We start from the raw sequence: 26,029 nt of genomic DNA, 5'->3' as shown, positions 1-26,029 counted from the left end.
TTTTTCAGCCAAGCTATTTCCCGCCAAAATCCTTCTCGCCAAACAGCGCGCGCGATTTCATCGGACTACTTCCTGATGAACTTTTCGTCGGTCTTGGGCATGGTGTTGTCGGGCGTGTAGCGTTCGACAGTCATTTTCAAGTCGTACTTGTCGCGGAGTTTCGCAATCGTCTTCATCATGAGCGAAGCGTGATGCGCGTCGATGGCGGCCTGGCTTTCCCACGCATCAATCAACAAGATGGTTTCGGGAAAAAGCTTTACCCATAAGATAAATCATTTCGGAGCATGCGCAAAATACCGAATTTTCATGCTCAGTATGTGCAAAACGCATAGTGAAGTTTACTAGCATCTGCAACAAAAAAGGTAGCCTTCAGCTACCTTTTTTGTGCACCAGTCGCAAACAGTTGCAAAAGAGAATCTTTTACCGCAGAGTCAAGCTCTGATGATGCAGCGCCTTTCCGTCCTTTGAAATCACACGGGCGAGCACCTTCCCCGCCGGGAGCTTTTCCAAGGACACTTCGGAATTCGGCCCGATCCGCTGCTGCAGACAGAGCTTTCCTTGCGCATCAAACAAGAGCAGCAAGCTTTCCGACGGACCACTCACCCGTAAATTTCGGGCGGAAAGTTGCATGCTCACAATCGAAGATTCCTGCATCCGAATCGTCGGGATCGGCAAAATGGAACCCTTCGGAGCGCCTACGACAAGTCCACGGCCCACCGTGCTCATGTACACGACGCCAAAGTGATTCATATCACCGACAACAAAATTACCGTTGCCCGGGCCACCATACTGATGCGCATCGTCATTGATGCGTTCAAAGGTTTTGCATTTGTCCGTCGAACGGTAAATGCCGATCGGATCTCCAGACTTCGCAGCCCCCCAGATGAAGATGGTTTCATAGTCAGCATCTTCCTTCGCCATGCCAACGCCAACCGCAATCGCCGTGCTTGCGCCTTCGCAACGATTCCAAGAAGCGCCGCCATCTTCCGTATAAGCAAGACCGTATTCCGTAAATCCCTTCGGTTGCCAAACTTGAGCCTGGTCCATCGGGACCCACAAGTGACCTTCCTTACCCGGGACAGTGCGAATCAAACCGCCACCATTATAATATTCTCCCGCCTGTTCATTTTGAAGACGAGCCGGCTGTTCCACAAATGTTTTGGCCGCATCGGTAGACTTATAAAGCGTTCCCATGGAACCGACGACATAGAAAACGTTCGGATCTACCGGATCTGCTACAATTCGAGAGTATTGCGTTTGAGTTCCCGTTTCTACAGCTTCCCAAGTAGCACCGTTATCATCGGAACGATAAACGGTAGCACTTTGATCCGGACGGTGAAGCATCACCTTACCATCTGCAGAAAGCACAACAAGGCCTTTGCCGCCTTTGAGCGTTGTCTTGACGGAATCCCAAGTTTTACCCAGATCATCGGAGCGGTACATCACGTTGTAATTGATGGACTCATAAGTGTAATACTTGGTAATGACTCCTGTACGGAGAAGTGTTCCTGAAAGCGGTGCGTAAGCCATACTCTCCGTCGTTCCTATAATCGGTGTATGGCGCGGCGTGCTTTCTTCGATATTCGTGTAAGCTGCGCCGTCATAGTCTCCGATCGCCGTTACAAGCGGTCCGTCCGGAATGCTCACGATATCCAGCGGGACCGTTTCTTCAATGCCCACAGACTGGAATTTCCACACAGGAACTTTGGAAGTAATGTCGTCCGTCTGGAAAATACCGTTACCACTTGTGACCCAAACCTTTTTGCTGTCAAACGGATCGAATTCCACGGAACCGGCCCAGTGGATCGCATTTCCATGGATCCAGTTGTTGCCATTTTCATCCATGTTCACACCGTCGTCGTAGTGCTGTCCAAAAGTCCAATTGGCGCCGCCGTCAGTCGTCACATAAATGCGGTCGCCATAATTTTCGGTTCCATCCTTGAACAGATGGCGACCCGTATACTGTCCAAGAGTCGAAACCACAATGTGCTTCGAATCCTTCGGGTCAATCGCAATACCGCCATAGGAGCAGCCATTTTTTTCATGGACAATCGAGCCGTCTTCTTTTTTATTGTCATCATACGGAGTGATATCTGTCCACGTTCCCGAAGCGATGTTGTACTTGAAAACTCCTCCACGAGAAATATTGTAAGGTCCCGGACCATCGGCAAAAGTAATGTACATATTGCCATCTACAATTTTTGCACGGTGCGGCATCAATCCTTCCGGAGCTCCCTCAACGGCTTTCCATGTAGCGCCACCATCGTGGCTCACCTGCAAACTCTTTGCCGTTTCCGAAATACCAATGTAAATCGTAGCGGTACTTCCGTCGGAAAGCTTTCCCTGAGCCGGGTCAAACATGACAAAGCTCACCCCGTTCACGCCATTCAGGCTGCTTCCCGTCGCAGAAGAAAGCGCAACTTCATACAAGCTTGTCCACGTTTTTCCGTAGTCCGTACTTTTATATACGCCTTTGGAACGGCTTCCACAAAGGATAATTTTTGGCATATTCGGATCTACCGCAAGTTTTTCACCGGTCTGGCGGCCCATGCCGTTTCCATGAGCCAACATTTCTACGTAGCTGGTGTCCCAGGTGGCGCCAAAGTCTTCACTCCGGAGTACGGCGGTACGCCCGTCGCTAAAGTAGCCGGTACCAGCCAAAACATAGATGCGCTTGGGGTCGGTGGGGTCCAAGGCAAAGGCTTCGGTACCGTAAAGGCCCACGTCTGTCTGGCTAATCCAATCCATCAGCGGAATCCACCTATTGTTCGCAAAATCGAAGCGGTACAAGCCGCCCACGTCGGTGCGGGCATAAAGCACGTTTTCGGACTTGGGGTGAAATATGACTGCGGAAACGAAACCGCCACCGTCAAAACGAACGTTACCCCACACGTAATCTTCTACAGCAGAAGCCTGCGAGCACAAACCAAGACCTAAAGCAAAGCCAAAGCCCAGCTTTACGGCAAACGGAGTTAAAGATTTTAAAATCTGCATAATCAACCCTTTTATTTCTTGTAAAACTATATCCTCGGAATTTCATTTGCTAGGGAAAACTGGCTTACAAACTTTTTTCCGTCGAAAAGTTTTGCAAAAGAAAATGCAAGCATTGTAAACAAAAGAAAAACCAAGTCAAAAGCCGGATTTTTCCACTCGTAGTGAATTTAGGAACATTTACGCAGAATAGATCCCCGTATCGCGTTCGAGAACCGTCTGCTGCGCTTCCTTCAAAAGCTCCCTATCGCTCACCAGAGTCAGCGTTCCCGTTTCCACAAAAGAGGCTTTATCCGCTCCGTATTTTCGTGTAACCTTGGTACGCGTGACACCCGTATAAAGAATCTGACGGTTCAACAGCGGATGGCCCGTTTCTTGTGGCAAGAACATCAAAACATTTTTGTATCCCGAGCCTTGCGACTTGTGAATCGTAATGGCGAATGCCGATTCCAAGCAATCGCTGGGGAAGAGCGCGAGCTGATAACAGACAAAGTTCTCATCCTTTTTGATCATCAGATAATCGACGCCCTCTTTTTTCACGACAACGCCCGAGTCACCGTTAAAAAGCTTCATCATATTCTGATTGCGATTGAACATGAGAATTTCACCGGCGAAGTATTTTTCACATAAGAAGTCTTCGCTACGCACAAAAGTACGTCCGTAAAGCCTTTGCGGAACTGGGGCTAATCCTGATTTGTGCATAGAATACAACTTGATAAAAAAAATGATTTTATTATCGTTTAGACTAGATTCGGAAATGTAATATACGGCCAAATTCCTTCTGTTGAAAAATGTGAATCTTACGACGGCCCGAATTTGCTGACGAATCAGTATGCATGGGGATTCTAAGATGAAAAGAATCCTTGCTCTGTTATTAGCTGCATTTGTATTCTTTGCGTGTTCTGACGATACGGGAACGAACTCTAAACATGAAGAGGTCCCTTCTAGCGTTGTCGGTTGGCGAAGTGCCGGTTTTACGCCCGTGATTTCTTTTGAATGGGGCGGTGGTCTCCAAAACGTGACGCATTCTGGAAATTGGCTAGTCTTGATGGATGCGTGGACAAGTCCTATAGAAGGAAAATCAGGAAAATCAACTTATTCACCGAGGCTTTTCATTTCTAGACTTGGATCGGACATTTGGGATACCCTTGTTCCGCCGACTTCTGCCTATGTCAAACGGATTTATGCAGATTCTTTCGGTGTATATATTGGTACTTATAATTCCGAAGTGTTTGAGTATAATCCAGAAAAAAAAGAATGGAAAAACTTATCTGTAAAAAAAACAAACGATTCTTTGTGGTATCATATTTATGGAATACAACGATTTAACGGTAGGTTAATCGTTAGTATGGCTGGCTACACGGAATCTATGGGGTATTATGCGAAACTTCTTTTGCAAGAAGGCTCAGAATGGCTGGAATTACAGTTGCCTCGCATTCGCAAAGAAATGTTTGTAGATAGCGTGATATATGATGTAAGTAAAACGGAACCCCTTCTTTGTGTGAAAGCTGCAGAAATGGATGGAAATCTGTATGTTGGTACTGGAGATGGGGTATGGAAACTGGACGAAGCCTCCCTTTCATGGACAGAGTTGCCTAAATTTCCAAAGATGAAGTGGAATGCTAATTATCATGATGTCTACGAGGTTGAGGATCTAGTCGTTTACAAGGGCGCATTGATTGCTGTTGATGGAACAAATGATCGAGTCTATCAATGGGATGGTTCGAGTAATTGGCTTGCTTTAGATAGCATGATTCTTCCCACTATAATAAGAAACGGGGATTCGTCTTATAACATATACAGAAGTTCACTGCGAGATATAAAGGATTTAGCTACTGATGGAAAACACCTTTTTATCTCGGGAGATGCGTCCTACCCAAAAGTTTATATGGGGGATTATGGCGAACCCTATGGGAATATCCCTAAAGGATGGCGTGCGATAATGCTCGGCTGGTGTGCCGAAAAAAGAGGTTGTGTTTCTAAAGATGCTACATATAGTTTAGATATCGTTGGGGACACTATCTATGCTGCTGCATGGGAAGGGTTATTTAAAATGCCGTTAAGGGATTTGGATTCTGCAATTGCGGGACAGTCTGATTTTAAGGGATTTGAAAAATGGCAGTAGCGTTTACGCAAAAAACTGTAAGCCAAAAAAGTTTGTTTACATTTTAGGCGCTATAGATCCCCGTATCGCGTTCAAGAACCGTCTGCTGCGCTTCCTTCAAGTGATCCAAATCGCTCACCAGAGTCAGCGTTCCCGTTTCCACAAAAGAGGCTTTATCCGCTCCGTATTTGCGTGTCACCTTGGTACGTGTCACACCCGTATAAAGGATCTGACGGTTCAACAGCGGATGGCCCGTTTCTGGTGGCAAGAACATGAGGATATTTTCATAGCCCGAACCCTGCGATTTGTGAATGGTGATCGCAAAAGCGGATTCCAAACAATCGCTGGGGAAGAGCGCGAGCTGATAACAGACAAAGTTCTCATCCTTTTTGATCATCAGATAATCGACGCCATCTTTTTTCACGACAACGCCCGAGTCGCCGTTGAAAAGCTTCATCATATTCTGATTGCGATTGAACATGAGAATTTCACCGGCGAAGTAGGTGCTGTATGGAATTTCAAGTTCCGGAATCGAGCGGATCGCGTTGCGAACCATCCGGTTCAACGATTCCACGCCAAAAAGCCCTCGGCGTTCTGCCGAAAGGATGCGCGCCTGTTCGGCACGTTTCCATAGGCATTCCCGAGCGTCCCATTCCCGAGAACCTTTTGGCGCTTCCTCGCTCGGATTCACTTCTTTTGCAAGTATCGGAAGCGCAGCGCAATATGCACTTACCCACTGCGAAAGCATTTCTTGCAGCTGCTTTTTAGGAATATTCTCGTCGAACGAAACAAAGTTCATCCGTGAACTTTCTGCAGGCCAGAACTTTTTCGCAGCATCCCATTTTTGGAAGTCTCCACATTCTGCAAGAGACTTTTCACAATCTTCAAAAGAATCCTTTTGAATCGCATGCGCAAAGCGTCCCATTTTAGAATCGTCTTGGAAACGGTTCGACTCCAAAAGTTCCACCATGTACTGCGGATATTTGCCGAGCACTTCGCCAAGGACCGCGCCCGCGTTCACCGAAGGCAGCTGGTCCTTATCGCCCAAAATAAAAAGTCTGAACTTAGAAGGATCCTTTGGAAGTGCTTTCAGGAAAGATGCGAACAACGAAATGTCGATCATGCTCGCTTCGTCGATTACAAAAATCGAATTATCGGGGAAGGGATTGTTCTCATTAAACGTAAAGGCGTTCTTGCCCGCATTGTATTTGAGCAAACGGTGCATGGTAAGGCCTTCAGCGTTTTTGAACTTTTCGACGATTAAACCCGCGGACTCGTTGTTCAAAAGCTCCGGATTGATTTCCGAAAGGTCCAAGCTTTCCTTTAAACGGTTTGCCGCCTTACCGCTCGGCGCCGCAAAATAAAGGTTCCAATCCCGCATATCGTCATGATCCGAAAGGAGCTTCCACAGCAAAAACAGCACCACGGTCGTTTTGCCGGTGCCAGGACCGCCTGTAATCAGCAAGTTGGAATTTTGCCCGCGCAGAATCGCTTGAGCCTGGGCCGTTTTCAATTCAATCGGGGAGCCTTTTCGCAAAACGCTCTTCACATAACGTTTGACATCTTCCTCGGATTCCTTCGGTGCATTCTGCGTAAAGATACCGCTCGAAGCGTCAAAGGTTTTGAGGATGACATTTTTTGCCGTCCAGTACTTGCTCGCAAAAAGAGACTTGGAACTTTCTTCCAGGACGAAAGGCGTTTTAACGATTTCGTTGTCGTTCTGCACAAAAGTCACGATTTGCGAAAGTTCACCGTTTAAAATCTGTCCACAACCTTTTTCAAAAATCGTTTTCAGATCGTTTGAAAACGGGAGCTTCCATTTCTTTTCGCACTTGGCAATCAAAGCCTCTGCGTCTAAAGTCACACAGCTACTGCCGTCATCCAGAAGCGCAAAGTAAGCAGCAAAAATCTGTTTTGCATCCAGAGCGTTTAAATCCTTTTGAAAATGTTCGAGCATCGTCAAAAGTTTTTGATTCAATTCCGAACTTTTTGGAATTTCATTCAAAATCGTTTCTTCCATCGAATTACGCCCTCATCATCTTTTTCAAAACCAAATATTCTTTTTTCAAATCTTCGTAGTTTTTCCACGTTTGCGCATACAAGCCCGCCGTTTCTCCCGAACGGCAACCACGAGCAAACACGTAATAAACGCCACCAAAATGTTTTTCAAAGATTTCTTCTTCCGAATCGCCGAACGTACCAAAAGATTTTAGCCATTGAATGAGGCAGTAAGAATACAGCACCCGTTGCACCGCATAGCGTTTGTCAACCGTCGTCTGCGTTCCGTCCCCTTCTGCATTCATCACGCCGTAATTCGGGATTACATCGGACTTCCAGTCCAAAATGGAGAAGTAATCACCGCGCACAAAAAGCACGTCCATAAACCCTTTGCAGAACTGGTGCAAATCCATGTCCAGATCATTCGCCTTCAAATGGAATTCCATTTCTGACAAACGATCCTTTTTCGGAAGTTCCTTCAAAGCAAAGTTCTTTCCCATCGAACGGGAACCGTGGATTTCCGGGAGGGTCGCATTCATCGTATGATAAATGAATTTTGCCATCTGAGAAATCCATTCCGGCTTACTCTGGATTTCATAGCCTTGATCTTGAAACTGTTCCGCAATCAAAGCCCGGAACGCAGAATCATTCAAGACAGCATCTTCACTTACCCAGTTATCGCTCCGTTCAAAATCCATCTTTTCAAAAACGGCGTGCATCGCATTACCGAGCAAACGTCCCTTGGGGAATCCTTCGACGGTTTCCAAAGCAGGAACGGTTTCGGTGGGAGCAAAGGGCAGAACGCGCACCGGATCCAAGTCGATTTTCAAAGGTTTTACATCGTCCGTGTCACCGTCTTCCTGATTTTCACGGGAGCCGTCTTTCGTCACATCGTCTGTATCGCCGTGACCGGATAGAGAGCTATACGAATACGGGAAAATGCTTTTTTCACCCAGGCTTTGGTCCAAGGCTAAAATTCTTTGCCGATGTTCTTCTTCGCCTTCCTCCGGCACCTTCGCAAACGTTTTTGTTTCGGAATCGGCGGTCTGCAAAATCGCATCCACACGAGACTTTAAGGCGTTGCGATTCCATTCCAAATCCGTCGCATCCACGCTTTCTTTCCATTCTTCGGGAAGCGACATTTCCGCCTGAGCGAGGAACACGAAATCCCCCTTCAGATTTCCGTTATCATCAAACCAATGAGAGTATAACGGCGCGATCAGCAAAGCTTCTGCACGAGTATAATCCACATACAGCAAGCGGCGCCATTCTTCGAGTTCTTCTGCCTGACGCGTCTTCTTGGACTCGTCATCCAAGCCGAAGATTCTCCGCTTTTCGGCATCCGTATAAACAAAAGGTCCAGGTGCCTGGGCGTATTTGCCCTTGTTTCCCGCAAGTGAAATCACCACCGGGAACTGCAATCCCTTTGACGCGTGAATCGTCATCAACTGTACCGCATCTAGATCGCTGCCCTTGGAAACCAAATTTCCATCGTCTTCATCGGCATCTTCCGAATTCGACGTCAGGCCTTCCAAATGGTGAATCAGTTCGTCCAAGCTTACACGGTTATTGTACAAATAATCAAACGCGTACATGCCTATTTGTTTGACCTTCGCAAAGCTTTGCAGCTTGGAAGATTCACAAAGGAACTTGTCGATTTGCGTCTCGCCGTAAATGCTTTCCTGCAATTCCGCCCAGCGGAATTTTTTCACCAAAGTTCTCCATTTGGCAAAGAGCAGTAAAATCGGATTTCGCGGATCTTCCCATTTTTTGGTTTCTAAATCCACAAAAGAGATTCGGAAAAAGTCCGAAACCAAAGCCGTATTCAAAATGGCACGATTTCTGCCCGAAAAATCCGGAGCGTCCACCGCGCGGAAAAGCGCAAGCCATTGCTGACATTCACGCCCCTTAAAAAGGTTCGCATCTTTATACCGCGCAAAAGGAATTCCCGAAAGCGCAAGAACCGATTCCATTTCTGCAAGTTCCGTGCGCGATCTGCCAAGAAGTGCGATATCGGAAAATTTCACATTCCGGAACGTCTGATCTTCTTTATGGAAAACCTGCAAACGCGTTTTCCCGTTCGAATCTTTTTCACAGAATTCGGCAATTTTTTGTGCCGCATAACGGGCAAATTCTTCCGCAGAACCTTTGACAATCGAAACCGGCTTTAGAACCTGGCCATCGAAAGTCGGCGAAGGAATTTCTGGATTCGACGCAGAACTTTCACTCGGTGCAAGTGACGCATTAAAAGGGATCGCCTTTTCCGAATCGCCAAAGAAAGGCGCCTTGAACATTTCGTTGCACGCATGAATCATCGCATTCGTCGAACGGTAATTCACCCCCAGCGAACGGCCTTCAAATCCCGGTGAATGAATTGCATTAAAGTACACATTCAAATCGGCATTCTGGAACGAATAGATCGACTGTTTCGGATCGCCGACCACAATCAGATTGTTGCTTCCGGAATTCAAAAAGACCGTTTTGAAAATATCCCACTGCGCCTGATTCGTATCCTGAAATTCATCGATAATCGCATAACGGTACATTTCGCGCAGCTTACGGCAAAGCGTGGAATTCTTTTCGAGAACCGCTTTTTGCACAAGCAAAATCATATCGTTAAAAGACTGCTGCTTATTCGAAAGCTTATCCGCCTGATACTCCTCGTGTACTTCCTTTAATTTTTTGAGCACAAAGCGGAACTTGGCCGCTTTATCCGCGTCCATCAAATTGATTTCGGGATTTCTAAAGTAATTCGTCGCTTCGACAACTTCCGGGGAATCCGCCGCAACCGTCCTCTTTCCAAAACGACTTCCCGCGTTAATTCCCGACCACTTTACATTCGCTTCGAGATTCGCTTCCACTTTTTCGAGCATTTCCGAAACCGTTTTTTGCGCTTCCGTCACTACTCCGGAACACTCTCTTTGAATGGTAAAAGATTCCCCGGCATGATCTTGCAGAATCTGCAAATTCAAATCGAATTTCGGATTCAACCCTCGATATTCCTTCAGATCCGTCGCAAACTGATCGCGCAACGTTTGAGTCCCATCATACTTTTTCACAGAATCGATCAGTGCAGTACGGATTTCATCCAACGAAAAATCGACCTGGTTCAATTCTTCTTCCCAAACGTCTCGAATCAAGGCATCGACTTTATTTTCAATCGCAGAATCGTCCGTCATTTTCATGTCGAAAGGCACTTTAGATTCGACTGCAAAATCGTGCAATGTTTTTTTACAAAAAGAATGGATGGTTCCGATGGTTGCGCTATCCACATCGCCGGGCAATCCGCATTCTTCCATTTCTTGGCGGATGCGGTCACGCAATTCTCCAGCCGCCTTTTCCGTATAGGTCACGAGCAAAATTTTGGAAAGAGGAACGCCTTCTTTCACCAGTTTTGCCACAATTTTTCGAATGGTAAAAGTCTTGCCTGTTCCCGCCGAAGCTTCTATAAAAAGGTTCTGGTTCAACTTAAATTCATCAATATTAAAAGCCTTATTTTCCGCCATTACTTCTTCCCCTTTTTCGCATTCGTCTTCTTTTCCTTCGGTTGGAAAGCCTCTGCTAAGTCCGGCATTAAATTTTTCATCATCAACACGGCTTCATTCCATTCTGCGACAAATCGTTTTGAATCCTGATCATTAAAGCCCGAAACATCTTCTGTGCGAGCATCAAAAATATGACGTCCGGCAAAATATTCCCACGGGCCTTTACTTCCCAAAAGTTTATCGTTCAAAGCGAAAATGTTTTTGAAATTTTCCATGAGCAACTGTATCGGCACAATCTTTCGATAGCCCTCCACGAACATCTTTTCGTAGAGCCTATTCAGCAGGTCCACCGCTCCACTTCGCGTTCGCGTCACCAAGAACTTCGCATTTTTGGATTCTTTTCCATCCAGCGAATTTTTATCCAAAATTCGAAGTTCCACAGGGACATTTTCTGCGACAAGGCCCTTGGCAATCATCCCGAGCGCCGCAATGTAATTGGAAAGGACTTTCGATACCAACGCAAAGCCTCTTGTCACATCGATCAACTTGACTGCACCCGAACAATTCCTGGCCACAATCTTTACACTCGAAAGGAGCGTCCAAGAAGCATGCCCTTCCCGCGGAATATTCACTTCAAAATTTTCGGACGAAAATTCCCATTCTCCCGAAGGGCATTCTTCCAAAATTTTTTGTGCAAAACCCTTTGCCATTTGCTGCAAAAGATTCCAGGTCTTTTCGCCAAAATTTCCAAGCGGCAGGCTTCCATTTAAACGCAAAAGCTCTTTGTCGATCTCGGACTTTTTTTCTTGCGGAATGCCCAGTTCTTGCGCCACAAAAAACTTCAATGCAGAACTCGACTGCAAATGGTTCCATTTCACCGGTTCCATCGCAAGCTTTTCCACATTTTCCTCTTCTTCGAAGTACATTTTCTGGTTCGCCTGATACTGAAACGGATCTTCCAGGAATTTTCGGAAAGAATAAGAACTCACCCTTTCCGGAAGTTTTTTCGAAGCATCTTCCGGTTGATCAGGAATGCCTTCCAAAAAGTTTCGAATCGCCGAAGCGTCTTGCCGCGAAGCCGCATTGAACTGTTGAACCGTTCTCTTGTTGCGAAGTTCACGTTCTGTATACAAATCGTTCAACGGGCGTTTTTCATCGATCGATATTTTCTGAACCGGCAAAACTTCAATCGACGGATCGTTCACCGCCTTCTTCAAAAAGTTCAGCAAATCGTTCACCACCGACGACGGGAAAAGTTCCTGATCCTTCGGCAGGTACATATTCTGGTAGCTAATGTGCAAGCTTTCGCTCGTACTCATCAGCTGGCAAAGGAACGCATAACGGTTCTTTTCTACCGGCGTATCGTCACCCGGCCAACGCGCCACGGACTTTCGCAAGTCCAGCGTATCGAACGATTTGGTCCCCGGAAAATCATCCGCATTCGCCCCCAGGAAAAACAAATGCTTGACCGGGATCGTGCGGTTCGGCGCAAACTTCATAAATGAAATACCGCCCACAAAAAGGTTCCCGCAGCTATATTCCGAAGAAATCGCGGCACACTGCACCGTCTGCGCCACCACATTCCAAGAAATTTCCGAAAGCCCCGTCGCAAATTGATATTTCAACTCGTCGACCGCCTTCACCACGTTATTGTAAATAATCGACTCGCCCATCAACGCCGCAGGCGCATTCCCCATCAAAAAGAAACTGTTCAAAAATTCCTGCAACTCGGCAATCGTAAAGCGGTCTTCTACGGCGGTCTGCACCGCGGGCTTGCGAGACTTCGCAATCCAAGTCTCCAGATCTAACACCATTTGAGCAAAACGGTTTAGCGTCGAATCATTTTCGCTGTTTATATTCGCATAGGGCAAATACTCTTCCCCTGCAACGTTCACCACAGAATCCGAAAGGCGCGCCATGAGCATCCGACGCACACTGCAAAGCCAGTCTTCTTTTTCGTTCGACACCGCGCGGTGATCGCGGTACACGTTCATATCGCTCACCCAAGTTTCCCAGCAATCCACATCGTCCGAAGAAATATGGCGCACATTCTGTACAATCGGGCTCCGGACAAAATCAAAAAAGTCATCGCGGGCGAGAGCACCCTTTTTGCGGATGGCAAAAAACACATCCAGCGCTTCTCCTAAAAGGGACTTCTTTTGTGCAGAATCGAGCATGGCAAAGCGGACATGCACGCCATTTGCCGTCGTCTTTTCACTTTGATCAAAAACTTGGTAAATCGCCGTGCGGTATGCGGCAATATTCGGAGAAACCACCAGAATATCTCGAATGTCCGAGCCGTTTTCCAAAAGCTTGCAGATTTGCGTATGCACCGCCTCTACTTCGCGAACCTTCGAAGGAGCTGCGGTAATCGTGAGCGATTCGTCATTCTTAAAAACGTAACCATCCGAGAAAACGTTTTTGCGGTGCGCAATCATCCACTGAAGCTGATGCAAAAGCGTATCGCCCGGATGGTCCTTTTCTTTTTCATAAAGGCTTTTGACGTCTTCATCAAAGCCTTCCTGATAATCGTCGGCAAGGCTCCAAAGTTTAATGTTGTCGCGGCCTGCACGCCCCCAGTTCACCAGGAGCGTATTTTCATTTTCCGCCAGATCATTTTCCACATCGGAATCCGGATCTTCTTTTGCAGAATACGAAGGTTTGATATCGCGCTTTACCTTCGAATCTTCGATATCTTCCCAGAATTCCATGCAAGGATTCTGGATGTAGGCGTACACCTCGTGCTCCTTGGCAAACTCTTGCAGAACCACGCGGTAGAACTGCCCCATTCCCGAAAGTCCCAAAATAAAGACGGGCTGTTTGGAATCGTAATGGAATTCCATTTTACCGCCTTGACGGTTCATGTGGTACAAAAACGGCAACGTAAGATATTCCACCTGCCGATCGGAATCTTTTGCCGCAGCCTTAAAGACTTTGGTCAGCAGGGAATCTCCATTTTCATTGTGGAAAATCGCAGAATAAAGCTTGCGTTCCCAGACTTCGTTTTCCACAGGCTTTCCCGTTTTAGAAAGGAAGAAGTCCTTTAGGGCACCTTGTTTCCAACAATCCAAAAAGCCGTCGACACCGCTCAAAAATTCTCCCGGACGGCTCGTTTCGTATTCCAAAAAAAGTCCTGAAAGTTTATTCGCAAAATCAAAAAGGCGATTTTCGTCTACCGCACCCGAAAGCGGATCGACCAGATATTCCGAAACCCGTTCGTCCAAGGCTTTGTAATTCGGAATATCATCTTCCCCCGTTTTTTGCAAATAGGCAAGGATCACGTTGCGAAGCATATCGCTCGTGAGCTTCTTTTTTGTGGGATCGTCCCCCACCAAAATATCCATTAAAAAGCGATCCAAGCTTTTGCGATTCAAATTCGCAAGAACGCCTTTCTTTTCGATCCAATGCAAGCGGAACCACTGCTCCACCTTATATTCCGAAAAAATCACGATCGGGGCATCCAACGGAGACTTCCAAGCCTTCGAGATTTCTTCAATCATCTCGTCGGCCAAAGTTTCCAGATTCACAGCGAATTTCAAATGCAAATGTTGCGGCATAAACCTCCCAAAATCAACACCCTAAAAAGATAACTTTTTACCGCGACAGAAAATGTCAAAAATTAGACTTGTCGTTCAGATTTCCAAGAATTCTTCGTTCCCTAATATAAACTGCACCAGGCGTTCCGTAGCGCGGTCGGGAGAGTTTTTGAGGGAACATTCCCAAACGACGGCAACGCGAAAGCCTTCATTCGAAAGCTGTTGCAGAGTTTTTACATCGCGGGCCACGTTGTTGTCGAACTTATTGTTCCAAAATTCCGAACGAGTCTTTGGTCGCGAGGTGAACTTGCAGCCATGCTGATGCCAAAAGCAGCCGTTCACAAAAATGACCGCATTGTACCTGAGAACATAAATATCCGGCGTCCCCGGCAAATCCCTTCGATGCAAACGGTAGCGCAGCCCTGCACGAAAAAGAGCCCGCCGCACAACGACTTCGGGCTTTGTATCTTCGGAATGAACCGCCCGCATCATCTGCGAACGATCCATCGGCTTCTTTTTACGCAATTCCGCCCTCACGAGCGAGAAGATCCATATAGAATTTGCTCTTGGCCGTCATATAATAAGGCACCACCCAGAAGCACGCAATGCCGAGCGTCACCAAGCAAAGCAAATACCATCCCAAAAAACGAAGTTGCAACATCACGAGTTCCAAGCGATGTCCATACATCATCTTCTTACTTGCTGTAATCGCCTGCAGCGGAGAATATTCCGGATGGTCCAGCAGAACAAATTCCGTCATGGTATAAGAATAAATCTTGACTAAGCCCGGAATGAACAAAAGAAGAGACCATAAAAAGACAAAGATCCCCTGCAAGAATTCGGCTCCAAGAATCCGCAAAAAGAAACCCATATTGGAAAATCCCACAAACAGACACTTTATCGAATTTTTCGCTCCTCGAGCAAATCTCAAAAAGTTCACAAAAAAGCCAAACCCGATAATCCAACCGAGCAAGGTCGCAATTAAAGTCCATGCCCAATATATTCCGGAATCTTCATTCAAAAAAGCTAACGGTATTTGCAAAGCCCAGCCAAGCAAAATAGAAACCAGCAAGATAAAAGCCCCGCTAAGCCAGTTTCCATGCATTGCACCCCAGGCAAATTGTTTGCACCCGATTGTATCTATCGGACGGTTTGCGTTCAATTCTTCGACAGCCATCTGGAGCTGTTCGTTCTGATCTAAACTTTCGTTTTGTTCCATGGTTCTAATATAACCAAACGGAATCATGCAGTCAATCGCTATCGGAGATTTGCTTCTAGCGCCTTCACCACTTCCACGTCAGCCGGGAGCCAGTCAACACTTTGAAGCTCCGCGGGGGAAAGCCATTTTGCCGCTTCATGTTCGAGAAGTTCAGGCAATTTACCATCTGCGATAGCGCAAAAGTAACAGTGCATCGTCAAATGAAAAGCCGGATAGTCATAATTCACGGTGCAAAGGAAGTCTGCGACATTCACGTTCACCGCGAGTTCTTCTTTTAATTCGCGGGCAAGGGCCTGCTTTTGAGATTCGCCGGGTTCCATTTTCCCACCGGGAAATTCCCAGCCGTCTTTGAATTCACCATAACCACGCTGGGTCGCGAAAATTTTACCGCCGGATTGGATAATGCCCGCAACAACTTCAATATGCTTCATGGAAGCTAATCTAAAATTTCATATCTCTCACGGAAGACATCGATATCCAAAACATCCCGATTTTCCGCAAGACAATCGATTGCTTCTAGCGATGCCGTCGACAGAACAACAGTTCGATCCAGGGAAACGTTTTCTCCCTGACAAGATTCCACAATCGCCTTGCATGCATCCATCGAAACATCGTCCCAGCAATAAACCTTTGCATAGACAATTTCATTTTCAACAACCCAATCCGCATCGCTAAAGTCAACTTCTAATTTTGTCGTATCATCCACGGAGAATGTGTTGTAAAAACCATTCAGTGCAGAAACCATGGCCGATTTATTCACATCCATTTCCGATTTCATCAGGCAGATAGTCATTTCTAACTGATCTTGATGGAGAGCAGAACACGTCACCCTGCCCACTCCGATTTCTTCAAGTGCCTCGGCACCAAACCTGTCTAGCGGATAATCCAGAACGAGCCAAAAACGCCCAGCCGCTTGAACGGAGACCGAATCGTCATCGATCCTTTTGAGCAAGAATTCTTTGCCCCGATTCTTAAAGACAATGCCATCCAAAACCGATTCATCGGCGTCAAACGTGTTATACAGAGAATAATTCACGACTTCATCCAACGCCGACTTGGAAACGCTTCTTTTGGATTTCATCAGACAGAGCGTCATGATTGACAAATTTTCTTGATAAGGTCCTTCATAATCGTACAGATAATATCGGTAGCCTTCATAACAACGTTGTTTGTAAATTCCCATTCCTTCTAGGGTTTCTGTTTCCAGTTCACCCAAAGGCTCTTGCGCAAGCAGCCAAAAACGCCCCGGAGCTTGGATAAAAACCGAATCGGCTTCCCATCGGTTCACCGTCGTTGTTTCGTCTCCATTTTGAATGATCAAGCCTTTGAATACCGATACAGATGCCGAACTTTTTAAAACAGACGAACTGGATGATTCCGCAAAAATACTTGAACTAGACATTCGCAGCTCACTGGACGACGAAAAGAATGCACTCGAAGAAAATGGAACCGGTTCACTGGATGATGATGAACTCAAAGGAGGCTCGTTCGCCGAAAGTGAATCATTTTCACAAGCCACGAGCCAAAATAAAATAATGCAGAATAAAAAAGGCATCATACCCCCATGACCATTTGCCCCTTATAATCTACATTCATTTGTATGGATTCGCAATGGGGGGTGGATTTTCATCTTTATTTTTCGTATATTAGCTATGTCATTCGAAAATCCCTGTGACTGCGGCATGATCATCGGCAAAATCGTGACGGGCGACGTCGCCACCTACGAAGGACTCCTGGGCGTTCCCGTACTGGAATTCAAACTCTGGCCGGAATCCGAATGGATGGAATCTCCGGGCGGCCTCGGCGTGCGACACATGCCAGAGAAGAAAGGGGAATAGCGATTCTTAGCTATATTTAAACAAAAAGAGGATTTATATGAATGCCGCGTCATATATAAATGATTTTTATGAGGCCATTAAAACACATAACGAGTTCTTTCCTGAAGAACCTCTAGATTTAGATTGTTATAGGAGATTTTCTGAGGCTCCTGTGACGGAACGTGATGTTGATTATGTTTCCGAATTAGCGAATCGATACATCTATACAGTTATTGACGCATGTGAGAAAACCGTCGGAAAGGCCGGTTATACAAGCACTTGCCATTTCATGGCCGATATTCACCGAAGATTTCTTATTGAGAAAGGAATAAAGCCAGAGGAAGTCTCTTTGACCGTCGGGGAAGTCTATTTTCAACAGAAACCGATGTACAATACATCAAAATCTATCATAAAACAAGTGATAGATGATTCAAGTCTTCCATTGCAACTACATTGCTGGGTGACATACAAAAACCGTTATATCATTGATCCCGCTCTTCAATTCAATTTGGTGAAGCGGCAGATATTCAAGGAATCGGATTTATCGGACAATAATTTAGTCCTTGCATTAGGAGAAGACTATAGTAGTTTGACATATCCATGGTCAAAACCAGATGGTTTAAAAGAAACATTGGGTGTTAATGAAATGCTTCAATACGAACCAATGTTGGTTGACAATGAGTTTTTCTTTAGAACTCAAGAAATTCCTAATGAGTATCTTGCTTTGACTCAGGAATTCAAATGCTTGGACGCAAAGGCGAGGGAATATATTGATGAATCAAAGCGAATTGTATCGGATAAGATAAATTACTTAAAAATGATGAGTGATTCATATAAAAAAGCAATTGCGCGAAGAAATCTTGGTAGAAACGACCCTTGTTGGTGTGGCTCTGGCTTGAAATTCAAGAAGTGCCATGGTAAAAATTGAATTGTCGATGACCTAAAAATGTTTGATTATTTCATCGGCTAATTTCTCCATTTTGTCATTTTGTGCCATTTATATTTTTTATTTTTAAGGTATGTTCAAATACCCGAAACCCGCAAAAATTGTTGACCAGAACCTTTGTGAACCTATTGCCAAGTATTGTGCCAGTGCGGCTCAATGCAATCTTTTCAATAATGCTGTTCAGACGAAATCAACCGATATTCGCGTCATTGAGCTGTTTGCCGGGGTTGGCGGTTTCCGCATAGGGCTTGAACACGCCTCGCAAAGGTACAAGACGGTCTGGAATAGCCAGTGGGAGCCTTCTACCAAGACGCAAGATGCTTCTGCAATTTATCAGAAACGTTTTGGAATTGAGGGGCATTCCAATGTTGACATTGCGACTGTTCCAGTTGAAGATATTAGGCCGGGCAATTTGCTTGTCGGCGGTTTCCCCTGTCAAGATTACTCTGTTGCATCAACTTTGAAGCGCTCGGGTGGCATCGAAGGTAAAAAGGGCGTTCTTTGGTGGCAAATTCACCGCATTCTTCGCGATAGCAAGAACCCGCCGAAATACCTCTTCCTCGAGAATGTCGATCGTCTTTTGAAATCGCCTGTCAAACAACGCGGTCGCGATTTTGCAATTATTTTGGCTTCGCTTTCAGATCTTGGATATTCTGTGGAATGGCGTGTCGTCAATGCTGCTGACTATGGCATGCCGCAACGTCGTCGCAGAACATACATTGTCGCCTATAAGGATGGTACGAAACTCGCAAAAGCAAGTTCAAAAGCCGCTGCCGAAGAATGGATTTTGAATGAAGGAATCCTTGCTCAGGCGCTAAAGTGCAAACTTTCCGAAAAAGCGAAGAAAAATGAATTTGAAATTGAAGGCGACTTGGTTAAAGTCACGGAAGAATTCAATAAAGGTCAGAAAAATTCTCCGTTCTTCACTGCGGGTTTCATGAGCAATCGCAAAGTCTGTACTTTTGATGTCGTCGCAGACTATTCTGGAAAGAGGCTGACTCTTGGTGAATTGCTTATTGACGAAAAAGATGTTCCCGAAGAATTCTTTATCGATGAGAAGGAATTGCCTAAGTGGGAATATTTGAAAGGCGGAAAATCTGAAAAAAGAAAAACCGCAGAAGGCTTTGAATACAATTACAGCGAAGGCCCGATGGCGTTCCCTGATTTCTTGGACAAACCTTCTCGCACGATTATCACTGGCGAAGGCGGCAAGGGACCATCTCGCTTCAAGCATGTTATCATGACAAAATCCGGTCGCTATCGCAGACTCGTTCCTATCGAATTGGAGCGTTTGAATATGTTCCCCGATAACCACACGGAAGGAGCCAGCAATCTTCGACGCGCCTTCCTGATGGGTAATGCTCTTGTGACCGGTATTGTCGAAGATGTTGGTCGAGTTTTAGAAAAGTGGATTTAAATCGATTCTGGAAGACTTGAATGGCTTTATCATATCAATACAACAAACAATCAAAAAAAGACATCTTGCGTCATGCAAAAGCATTAGAGAAATGTCAAATTGGCGATGTGTATGCGCTTGAACTTAATGGTAAAAAACGCCAAGATCGACTGGAAATGTACGCCGAAAGAAATATAATGGGATGGATTGACAAAAATGGCGGCATACATAAAGGAGACAAAGGACTTATTGGCTTTTTGGTTCAAGACATTTATTTTGATGAACCCAAAGATAATAAGTCAACATCCGACTTAAACGAAGCGGGTGTTGAATTAAAAGTAAGCCCGTTAATAAAAAAGCCCCGAGCGGGATTAAAAGTAAAAGAAAGACTTGTTTTAGGGATGATTAATAAAGAAGAAAAACTGCCCGATGTTTTTCGCGATTCCCATATTTACGAAAAATGCAAATTAATGATGTTGGTGTACTATGTAGATGAATCTAATCAGAATGTAACACCATTTAAGTTTCCGTTTTACAAATCGGCATATGTAAAGATTCCAGAAGCGGATATGGCGATGATTGAACAAGATTACAGGTATATCAGAGATTGCGTAAATAAGAAAAAATATGATGAATTGCACGAACGCAACGCATATTATTTGTCGCCATGCCCTAAAAATAATAGACGTGCATTTTCGTTAAAATTATCGTATATGAATCGGTTGTTTAGTGAATATATTAATAAAGATATATTACTATATAACCCTGAAAAAAAATCGAAAATTGTTCCCTTTTTTGGATCAATAATAAGGAATCCCAAAGATTTAAAAAGGGAATCTTTTGAAACAATTGTTCAAGGACGGTTTAATCGCTATAAAGGAAAAACTGTAAGGCAGATTAGACAATCGATAATGAAGTCCAATGATTTTAAAAAGTGGAATCAAAAAAATACAGTTGACAAAGCCGAATTTGCACGTACAACAATGGCCATGCTTGGTGTTGAAACAGACCAAGCAGAAGAATTTGTGAAAGCAGGTATATATGTCAAGACCCTGCGTGTCAACAAAAATGGAACAATGAACGAAAATATCTCATTTTCGGCATTTGATTTCTCTGATTTACTTGAAGAAAAATGGAAAGAATCAACTGTTTATGAGGAAATGGTAAATCGCAAATTTTTGTGGTCGGTTTTTAAAGAGAATGAAAAGGGTGAATATGTTTTTCATGGAGCTATTTTTTGGTCCATGCCTCAAGATGATGAAAAAATAATAAAGAAGGGTTGGGAAGACATAAGAGACATAATTCGAGCTGGAATAAAATTTGTAAAAGATGTAAATGATGATGGTTCACCAATATTGACTACAAGGGGAAAGAATCGAATTTTAAATAATTTCCCCGATTCACGAAATACAGACAAGAATCGTAAAGAATATAGGTTGTGCCCATCTCCAAAGCCTTACAACCGTATTATTTCCATTCGTCCTCATGCATCATTAGTGTATTATGATTTAAAATCTATTGGATATAAAGATACAGGCAATCCCCGGTGCAATGGAAGTTGTTTGCCTAATGGTGATGTTATGACAAAGCAGTGCTTTTGGTTCAACAATGAATATATTTTAGAACAAATAAAAGAGATTCTTTAAAAGAAGAGCCTTTCTATTTTTATATGAACGAATCAATCTTGCCATATGACAAAACTTCCAAGGAGTCCATTCTTGAGCATGCTAGGAAAATGCTTGGGAAGACCTTGTGGGATGTGTATGGTGAAGCGAAACTAGTTCAATCGGGTAAAGGAGGCTTAGGGAATGCCGTCGAGAAGTATCATTTTCAATATGAGCCGAATTCTAAGTCGGAGCCGGATTTTAAGGAAGCGGGCGTCGAGCTAAAATGTACGCCTTTGAAAACCGCGTCTGATGGAAGCATGCTTTCAAAGGAACGTCTCGTTCTCAACATGATTGATTATGTTGAAGAAGCTGCCAAGACATTCTATACAAGCAGTTTCTGGAAAAAGAACGAGTTGCTGTTGCTGATGTTCTATCTGCACGAAGAGGGCAAACTTCCGTTTGACGTAATCTTCAAGATTGTCCGCTATTGGAAATTCCCTGAAACGGATTTGAAAATCATCAAGGACGACTGGGCTATAATCCACAATAAAATTCTTGCCGGAAAGGCCCATGAAATTTCGGAAGGCGATACGCTTTACCTTGCCGCTTGCACAAAGGGGTCAAGGGCAGGAGCTGAAATGCGCCAGCAGCCAAAATCCGAAGAGTTGGCTCCCCAGCGTGCGTATTCAATCAAGTCGAGGTATGTCAATACGATTATTCTGGATTCTCTGAAGCATCCGGAGATGTATCACGACCTTTTTGTAAGCGAACTGCAAAAGAAGAAAATCCTAAAGGCGCAAGAAACTGCGGAAAGCGTTGTTCGCAGCATTTCTGATTACCGCGAATCGGAAACTTTTGAGCAGCTGATTGAAAGGAAATTCTCTCCGTATTATGGCAAGACGATTGCGGAGATTGAAAAGATTTTGGGCGTAGAATTCGGTCAAAGCAAATCCATGGCTTACAATGTATGCCGTGCCATTCTCGGCATCAAGTCGAAGAAGATTGCCGAATTCGAAAAAGCCGAAATCGCCATCAAGACGATCCGGCTCGAAGCCAACGGCAACTTGAAAGAGGCGATGTCGTTCCCGAACGTGAATTACAAGGAAATCGTCCATGAACATTTCTGGGAAGATTCCGCACTTTATGAAATGTTCACGCAGCGGTTTATGTTCATCATATTCAGGAAACCCGCCGTGAAAAACGACAAGCAGGTTCGCCTAGAGAAAGTGATGTTCTGGACGATGCCCTTTAAGGATTTGGAACAGGGAAAAATCCTCTGGGAAGACACTCGTGCCAAAGTTGCTGTGGGAAATTACGAGCATTTTATAAAAGCTTCAGAAAACCCCATTTGCCATATTCGCCCCAAAGCACAGAACGCCGCCGACACAACCGAAGGTGCGCAAGGTTTTCAAGTGAAAAAGATGTGCTATTGGTTGAATCGGGAATACGTGCTGAAACAACTTAACTATTCTTTCTAAATAAAGTTATTCATGAATATAATTGATCTTTTTTCAGGAGCAGGTGGATTGACCTTTGGTTTTTATTACAAAAAAAAAGGATTTTCCTTTGTACGTAATAATCAAAATCATTTTCTATTTGCGAATGAATTTGATAAAAATGCTGCTCAAGCTTTTTCCGATAATTATCCTGACATTCATATGGTGAATCGAGATGTTCGCGAATTAAATTCGGAAGAAATATTACAATTAATCGGAGATAATTTGGTAGATTTAATTATTGGTGGCCCCCCTTGTCAATCATATAGCACTGCTGGAAAAAGACTCTATGATGAAAAAGCTCAGATGTTTAAAGAATATTTGAGAATCATAAAAGTTACTAGGCCCAAAATGTTTCTATTTGAAAATGTTAGGGGCATATTATCGATGCGGGAAATATTCTATAAAAAAGATGAAAATGGAAATATTTTATACGAGAAAATAAAGAAAAAATCTAGAACGGTAAACCAACCTATTGTTGATCATTATGGAGATTTAATAATAAATAAAATAAAAAAACATTTTTCGAAAGTAGACAAGGATTTAAAGTATAAAATCAGTTGTAAAACATTAAATGCTTCAGCTTTTGGTGTTCCCGAGAATAGAGAACGAGTGTTTATTGTTGGAGTAAGGTCTGATATTGAACAAGATTGGGTGTATCCTGAGCCGTTAGACGCAACACCCATCTCAGTATCTCAGGCGATTTCTGATTTACCATTATTGAATGAAGGGGAAAACATTCAAAACTATACGCAAAATCCTTGTAACGATTATCAACGATTGATGCGGGGAAGTAATAATACACTAACTCAACATTATTGTGGTATTTATGGCGAAAAAATTCGAACTGTAATAGAAAATGTAGCTCAAGGACAGGGGAAAAATGATTTTAATAAGTTAGTTGATGAAGGCAAAATAGACGAAAAATATAGACTGACATCTGGATACGGCAATACGTATGGTCGTTTGATAGAAAGCAGTCCTTCTCCTACTATAACAAACAATTTATCAACTCCATCGTCATTGAGATGTATTCATTATAATCAAAATAGAGCTCTGTCGCCCAGAGAAGGTGCGCGAATACAGTCTTTTCCAGATTGGTTTAAATTTTTTGGAGGGAAAGATGATGTGACAATGCAAATAGGGAATGCTGTTCCACCTTTATTGGCTTTGGAAATGTCTAAACAAATAGAAAAATTTCTAAAAGGGATTTAGAATATGAACAAATTAAATGATGTCAAATTTGAATTTGGTTGGCTTGCACTAAAATTACTTGGAAAAAATCTTTACTCAAATGTATGGAGCGCGATTTCAGAATTGGTTGCAAATGGATTCGATGCTGGAGCAACGAATGTTTATGTTTATATAAACTGCATAAACAAAAACAAATCGACTATAGAAATTATAGATGATGGCTCCGGCATGAATCGAGATGGAATTAGTACATATGTAAAAGTGGGTTTTAACAAACGAGTAAATGCAAAAAAATATAATGACGGATATCTTTTAATGGGGAGAAAAGGAATAGGGAAATTGGCTGCATTGTATCTGACAGATAAATATTATTTGATATCAAAAACTACGGATACTAATTCGAAATGGGAAATGCAATTTCACGAAAATGCCAATGATAAGGAAGAAAAACCTTTTTTGCGCAATATTAAAGATGATATAATTTTAGATTGTTCTGATATATGGGGAGAGTGCAAGACCGGCACTACGCTACGATTAGAGAATGTAGATTTAACAGGACTTGGCGAAGTTGCGTATGCAGCTTTAGCAAGAAAGCTGTCGAATATTTTTGCCTTAGATTCGATGGATAATCGGAAGATTCATCTTTGCGTAAGAGATAAAAATAATCAAAAGATTTCTTTTCAAGTAGTACAAAAAGAAATTGCTTTTAAAAATATGGCTTTTATCGAATATAAAAGCAATGGACGGTCTAAAATAATCAAAGAAATCAAAAATGCAAAAGATTGCATAATCCGTTTTCCTTATCCCAAACTATATGGAAATCAATCGTACCCTCATAACATTGAAATCTCTGAATTTTCTCCAACAAAAGAAAATATTAAGATTGAGGGTGACGATTATTTTAAAACCGCAAATGGAGAAAAAATAAAAAAAAGATATTCGCTGAACGGCTGGATTGGTTTACACGGCACAATTGATAAAGAAGCGGCACAAAAGAATGATCCATTGTTCTCTAAGGACAAGTTTTATAATCCAATCCAATTGAGATTGTATGTGCGAAATAAACTTGCTATTGAAAATTTTTTAAATGTCATAAATAATACACAGGCCTTTGTAAATTATATTGAAGGTGAAATTCATTTTGATATACTTGATGATGATGATTTGCCAGATATCGCAACATCAAATAGACAAGGCTTAGACGAACAAGACGAACGTATTTTATTGTTGAAAAATATTGTATCAAACATTGTCTATCATCTAATAAGTAAAAGGACTGCTCTTGCAGATAAAATAAAAGAAAAACAAAAAAGATTAAAAGAAAAACAAGATGACAATGCGAAAAAGCAATTTACAAGGGAAATGGATGAAGAGCTTTCTAACGTAAAAGGTCTGTCAGAAAAATCCAAACAGGAGTTGTCCATAACATTATCAAACAAAATAAAGGGAGATGTTGCTCCCAAAAATGATTATAAATTATTTATTTCACATTCGCGAGCTGATAGACCAATTTCTGATTTTATTTACTATACGTTAAAAGATAGGGGCGCTAGAGACGAAGAAATTTTTTACACATCAAAGGAAGACAGTGTTGATCAGTACGACAATAAGGACGCTCTTGCAAAACAAATCAAAGACAATATACTGAAAGATAATGTCTTACTTCTTTATTTGACAAGTAATAAATACAAGCAAAGTGAATTTTGCATGTTTGAAGGAGGTGCCGGATGGGCAACTCGAGCCATTGGAGATTACATCTCTCTGACCCTTACATACGATGAACTTCCCAAATTTATTACAAATGGGAAAATGGAGTTCGTGATAGAAGAAAATAAAAAAATTTTATTATCTCGCAAATCATATTTATTTTTCATAAAAATGTTCAATCGTATAATAGACCACTTGAATGCTGGTCGTAAGATTAATAATGATCAAGAGATTGTGCCGTTTGACAATATTGAAATTCCTCAAGATATAGAGTTAAAAAGGCGAAATCAGAAAATTGAGGATTATTTTGATGAAACAATAAAAGAACTATGGAATTTTTATATTGTAGAAAATCTTGAAAAATATATGGAAGAAAGATACCCAAAACAAAATTAGCAGAGGTGCCAAATGTTTCGAATTAACATTAATTGAATACAAATGTCTGACATTGATTTTCAAATTAAAAAAGATGTTTTGGCGAGATATTCATTCAAAAAATCGATGGAGAGAAATTTTTTCAAATAACAATATAT

18 protein-coding genes and 1 pseudogene are annotated in these 26,029 nt (G+C 43.1%); 9 read left to right on the top strand and 10 right to left on the bottom strand.

What is annotated here, in order from left to right; translation table 11 throughout:
* Positions 1-65: 65 nt before the first annotated feature.
* From BGX16_RS08420 to BGX16_RS08410, 3 genes and pseudogenes are all read right to left on the bottom strand, one after another.
* Positions 66-248 (bottom strand): annotated as a pseudogene (locus BGX16_RS08420) (antibiotic biosynthesis monooxygenase); the annotation flags it as partial.
* 172 nt (positions 249-420) lie between these two features.
* Positions 421-2,994 (bottom strand): sialidase family protein, encoded by a 2,574-nt coding sequence (locus BGX16_RS08415; protein WP_100425644.1) that lies wholly within the window; start codon positions 2,992-2,994, stop codon positions 421-423.
* Positions 2,995-3,171: 177 nt separating this feature from the next.
* A complete protein-coding gene (locus BGX16_RS08410) occupies positions 3,172-3,693 on the bottom strand; it encodes an ATP-dependent DNA helicase (RefSeq protein ID WP_100425643.1) in 522 nt (173 codons plus the stop codon).
* 148 nt (positions 3,694-3,841) lie between these two features.
* On the opposite strand from BGX16_RS08410, the gene BGX16_RS08405 reads away from it, so the two are divergent.
* A complete protein-coding gene (locus BGX16_RS08405; protein WP_157797943.1) occupies positions 3,842-5,116 on the top strand; it encodes a hypothetical protein in 1,275 nt (424 codons plus the stop codon).
* 43 nt (positions 5,117-5,159) lie between these two features.
* On the opposite strand, the gene BGX16_RS08400 is transcribed toward BGX16_RS08405, so the two are convergent.
* The 7 genes from BGX16_RS08400 to BGX16_RS08370 all read right to left on the bottom strand — a co-directional run bounded on the left by BGX16_RS08400 (position 5,160) and on the right by BGX16_RS08370 (position 16,549).
* On the bottom strand, positions 5,160-7,115 hold the full coding sequence (locus BGX16_RS08400; protein WP_100425641.1) for an ATP-dependent DNA helicase: 1,956 nt from the start codon (positions 7,113-7,115) through the stop codon (positions 5,160-5,162).
* A gap of 4 nt (positions 7,116-7,119) precedes the next feature.
* Positions 7,120-10,599, bottom strand: coding sequence for a UvrD-helicase domain-containing protein (locus BGX16_RS08395; protein WP_100425640.1), 3,480 nt, complete (start codon positions 10,597-10,599; stop codon positions 7,120-7,122).
* A complete protein-coding gene (locus BGX16_RS08390) occupies positions 10,599-14,135 on the bottom strand; it encodes an exodeoxyribonuclease V subunit gamma (protein WP_100425639.1) in 3,537 nt (1,178 codons plus the stop codon). The genes BGX16_RS08395 and BGX16_RS08390 overlap by 1 nt, the downstream gene beginning before the upstream one ends.
* 75 nt (positions 14,136-14,210) lie before the next feature.
* Positions 14,211-14,639, bottom strand: a complete 429-nt coding sequence (locus tag BGX16_RS08385) for a very short patch repair endonuclease (RefSeq protein ID WP_241899501.1) — start codon at positions 14,637-14,639, stop codon at positions 14,211-14,213.
* Positions 14,632-15,333, bottom strand: coding sequence for a DUF975 family protein (locus BGX16_RS08380; RefSeq protein WP_157797942.1), 702 nt, complete (start codon positions 15,331-15,333; stop codon positions 14,632-14,634). The genes BGX16_RS08385 and BGX16_RS08380 overlap by 8 nt, the downstream gene beginning before the upstream one ends.
* Before the next feature lie 38 nt (positions 15,334-15,371).
* On the bottom strand, positions 15,372-15,764 hold the full coding sequence (locus BGX16_RS08375) for a (deoxy)nucleoside triphosphate pyrophosphohydrolase (protein ID WP_100425636.1): 393 nt from the start codon (positions 15,762-15,764) through the stop codon (positions 15,372-15,374).
* 5 nt (positions 15,765-15,769) lie between these two features.
* Complete coding sequence (locus BGX16_RS08370; protein ID WP_241899500.1) at positions 15,770-16,549, bottom strand: hypothetical protein; 780 nt, start codon at positions 16,547-16,549, stop codon at positions 15,770-15,772.
* 97 nt (positions 16,550-16,646) lie between these two features.
* On the opposite strand from BGX16_RS08370, the gene BGX16_RS14995 reads away from it, so the two are divergent.
* The 8 genes from BGX16_RS14995 to BGX16_RS08335 all read left to right on the top strand — a co-directional run bounded on the left by BGX16_RS14995 (position 16,647) and on the right by BGX16_RS08335 (position 25,892).
* On the top strand, positions 16,647-16,901 hold the full coding sequence (locus BGX16_RS14995) for a hypothetical protein (RefSeq protein WP_241899499.1): 255 nt from the start codon (positions 16,647-16,649) through the stop codon (positions 16,899-16,901).
* An 84-nt stretch (positions 16,902-16,985) separates the two neighbouring features.
* A complete protein-coding gene (locus BGX16_RS08365) occupies positions 16,986-17,171 on the top strand; it encodes a hypothetical protein (RefSeq protein ID WP_100425635.1) in 186 nt (61 codons plus the stop codon).
* 37 nt (positions 17,172-17,208) lie between these two features.
* On the top strand, positions 17,209-18,078 hold the full coding sequence (locus tag BGX16_RS14855) for a YecA family protein (RefSeq protein ID WP_198514889.1): 870 nt from the start codon (positions 17,209-17,211) through the stop codon (positions 18,076-18,078).
* Positions 18,079-18,169: 91 nt separating this feature from the next.
* Positions 18,170-19,513, top strand: a complete 1,344-nt coding sequence (gene dcm / locus BGX16_RS08355) for a DNA (cytosine-5-)-methyltransferase (RefSeq protein ID WP_100425634.1) — start codon at positions 18,170-18,172, stop codon at positions 19,511-19,513.
* 20 nt (positions 19,514-19,533) lie between these two features.
* On the top strand, positions 19,534-21,138 hold the full coding sequence (locus BGX16_RS08350) for a Sau3AI family type II restriction endonuclease (protein ID WP_100425633.1): 1,605 nt from the start codon (positions 19,534-19,536) through the stop codon (positions 21,136-21,138).
* A gap of 23 nt (positions 21,139-21,161) precedes the next feature.
* Positions 21,162-22,577 carry a Sau3AI family type II restriction endonuclease gene (locus BGX16_RS08345; RefSeq protein ID WP_100425632.1) on the top strand — a complete coding sequence of 472 codons (1,416 nt, stop codon included), beginning with the start codon at positions 21,162-21,164 and terminating at the stop codon, positions 22,575-22,577.
* A gap of 12 nt (positions 22,578-22,589) precedes the next feature.
* Positions 22,590-23,810, top strand: coding sequence for a DNA cytosine methyltransferase (locus BGX16_RS08340; RefSeq protein ID WP_100425631.1), 1,221 nt, complete (start codon positions 22,590-22,592; stop codon positions 23,808-23,810).
* A 3-nt stretch (positions 23,811-23,813) separates the two neighbouring features.
* Positions 23,814-25,892 (top strand): ATP-binding protein, encoded by a 2,079-nt coding sequence (locus tag BGX16_RS08335; protein ID WP_100425630.1) that lies wholly within the window; start codon positions 23,814-23,816, stop codon positions 25,890-25,892.
* Positions 25,893-26,029 lie beyond the last annotated feature (137 nt).

The sequence above is a fragment of the Hallerella succinigenes genome, from assembly GCF_002797675.1.
Classification (GTDB): domain Bacteria; phylum Fibrobacterota; class Fibrobacteria; order Fibrobacterales; family Fibrobacteraceae; genus Hallerella; species Hallerella succinigenes.
Note: the sequence above shows the minus strand (reverse complement) of the source record. Positions and strands in the feature narration are given on the sequence as shown.

Bases quoted from the DNA above. Each gene is read 5' to 3' on its own strand.
- BGX16_RS08365 (WP_100425635.1), top strand. From the start codon at position 16,986: ATGTCATTCGAAAATCCCTGTGACTGCGGCATGATCATCGGCAAAATC.
- BGX16_RS08405 (WP_157797943.1), top strand. From the start codon at position 3,842: ATGAAAAGAATCCTTGCTCTGTTATTAGCTGCATTTGTATTCTTTGCG.
- BGX16_RS08350 (WP_100425633.1), top strand. From the start codon at position 19,534: ATGGCTTTATCATATCAATACAACAAACAATCAAAAAAAGACATCTTG.
- BGX16_RS08415 (WP_100425644.1), bottom strand. From the start codon at position 2,994: ATGCAGATTTTAAAATCTTTAACTCCGTTTGCCGTAAAGCTGGGCTTT.
- BGX16_RS08410 (WP_100425643.1), bottom strand. From the start codon at position 3,693: ATGCACAAATCAGGATTAGCCCCAGTTCCGCAAAGGCTTTACGGACGT.
- BGX16_RS08395 (WP_100425640.1), bottom strand. From the start codon at position 10,599: ATGGCGGAAAATAAGGCTTTTAATATTGATGAATTTAAGTTGAACCAG.
- BGX16_RS08375 (WP_100425636.1), bottom strand. From the start codon at position 15,764: ATGAAGCATATTGAAGTTGTTGCGGGCATTATCCAATCCGGCGGTAAA.
- BGX16_RS08380 (WP_157797942.1), bottom strand. From the start codon at position 15,333: ATGGAACAAAACGAAAGTTTAGATCAGAACGAACAGCTCCAGATGGCT.
- BGX16_RS08400 (WP_100425641.1), bottom strand. From the start codon at position 7,115: ATGGAAGAAACGATTTTGAATGAAATTCCAAAAAGTTCGGAATTGAAT.
- BGX16_RS08345 (WP_100425632.1), top strand. From the start codon at position 21,162: ATGAACGAATCAATCTTGCCATATGACAAAACTTCCAAGGAGTCCATT.
- dcm (WP_100425634.1), top strand. From the start codon at position 18,170: ATGTTCAAATACCCGAAACCCGCAAAAATTGTTGACCAGAACCTTTGT.
- BGX16_RS08390 (WP_100425639.1), bottom strand. From the start codon at position 14,135: ATGCCGCAACATTTGCATTTGAAATTCGCTGTGAATCTGGAAACTTTG.
- BGX16_RS08340 (WP_100425631.1), top strand. From the start codon at position 22,590: ATGAATATAATTGATCTTTTTTCAGGAGCAGGTGGATTGACCTTTGGT.
- BGX16_RS14995 (WP_241899499.1), top strand. From the start codon at position 16,647: ATGATCAAGCCTTTGAATACCGATACAGATGCCGAACTTTTTAAAACA.
- BGX16_RS08335 (WP_100425630.1), top strand. From the start codon at position 23,814: ATGAACAAATTAAATGATGTCAAATTTGAATTTGGTTGGCTTGCACTA.
- BGX16_RS14855 (WP_198514889.1), top strand. From the start codon at position 17,209: ATGAATGCCGCGTCATATATAAATGATTTTTATGAGGCCATTAAAACA.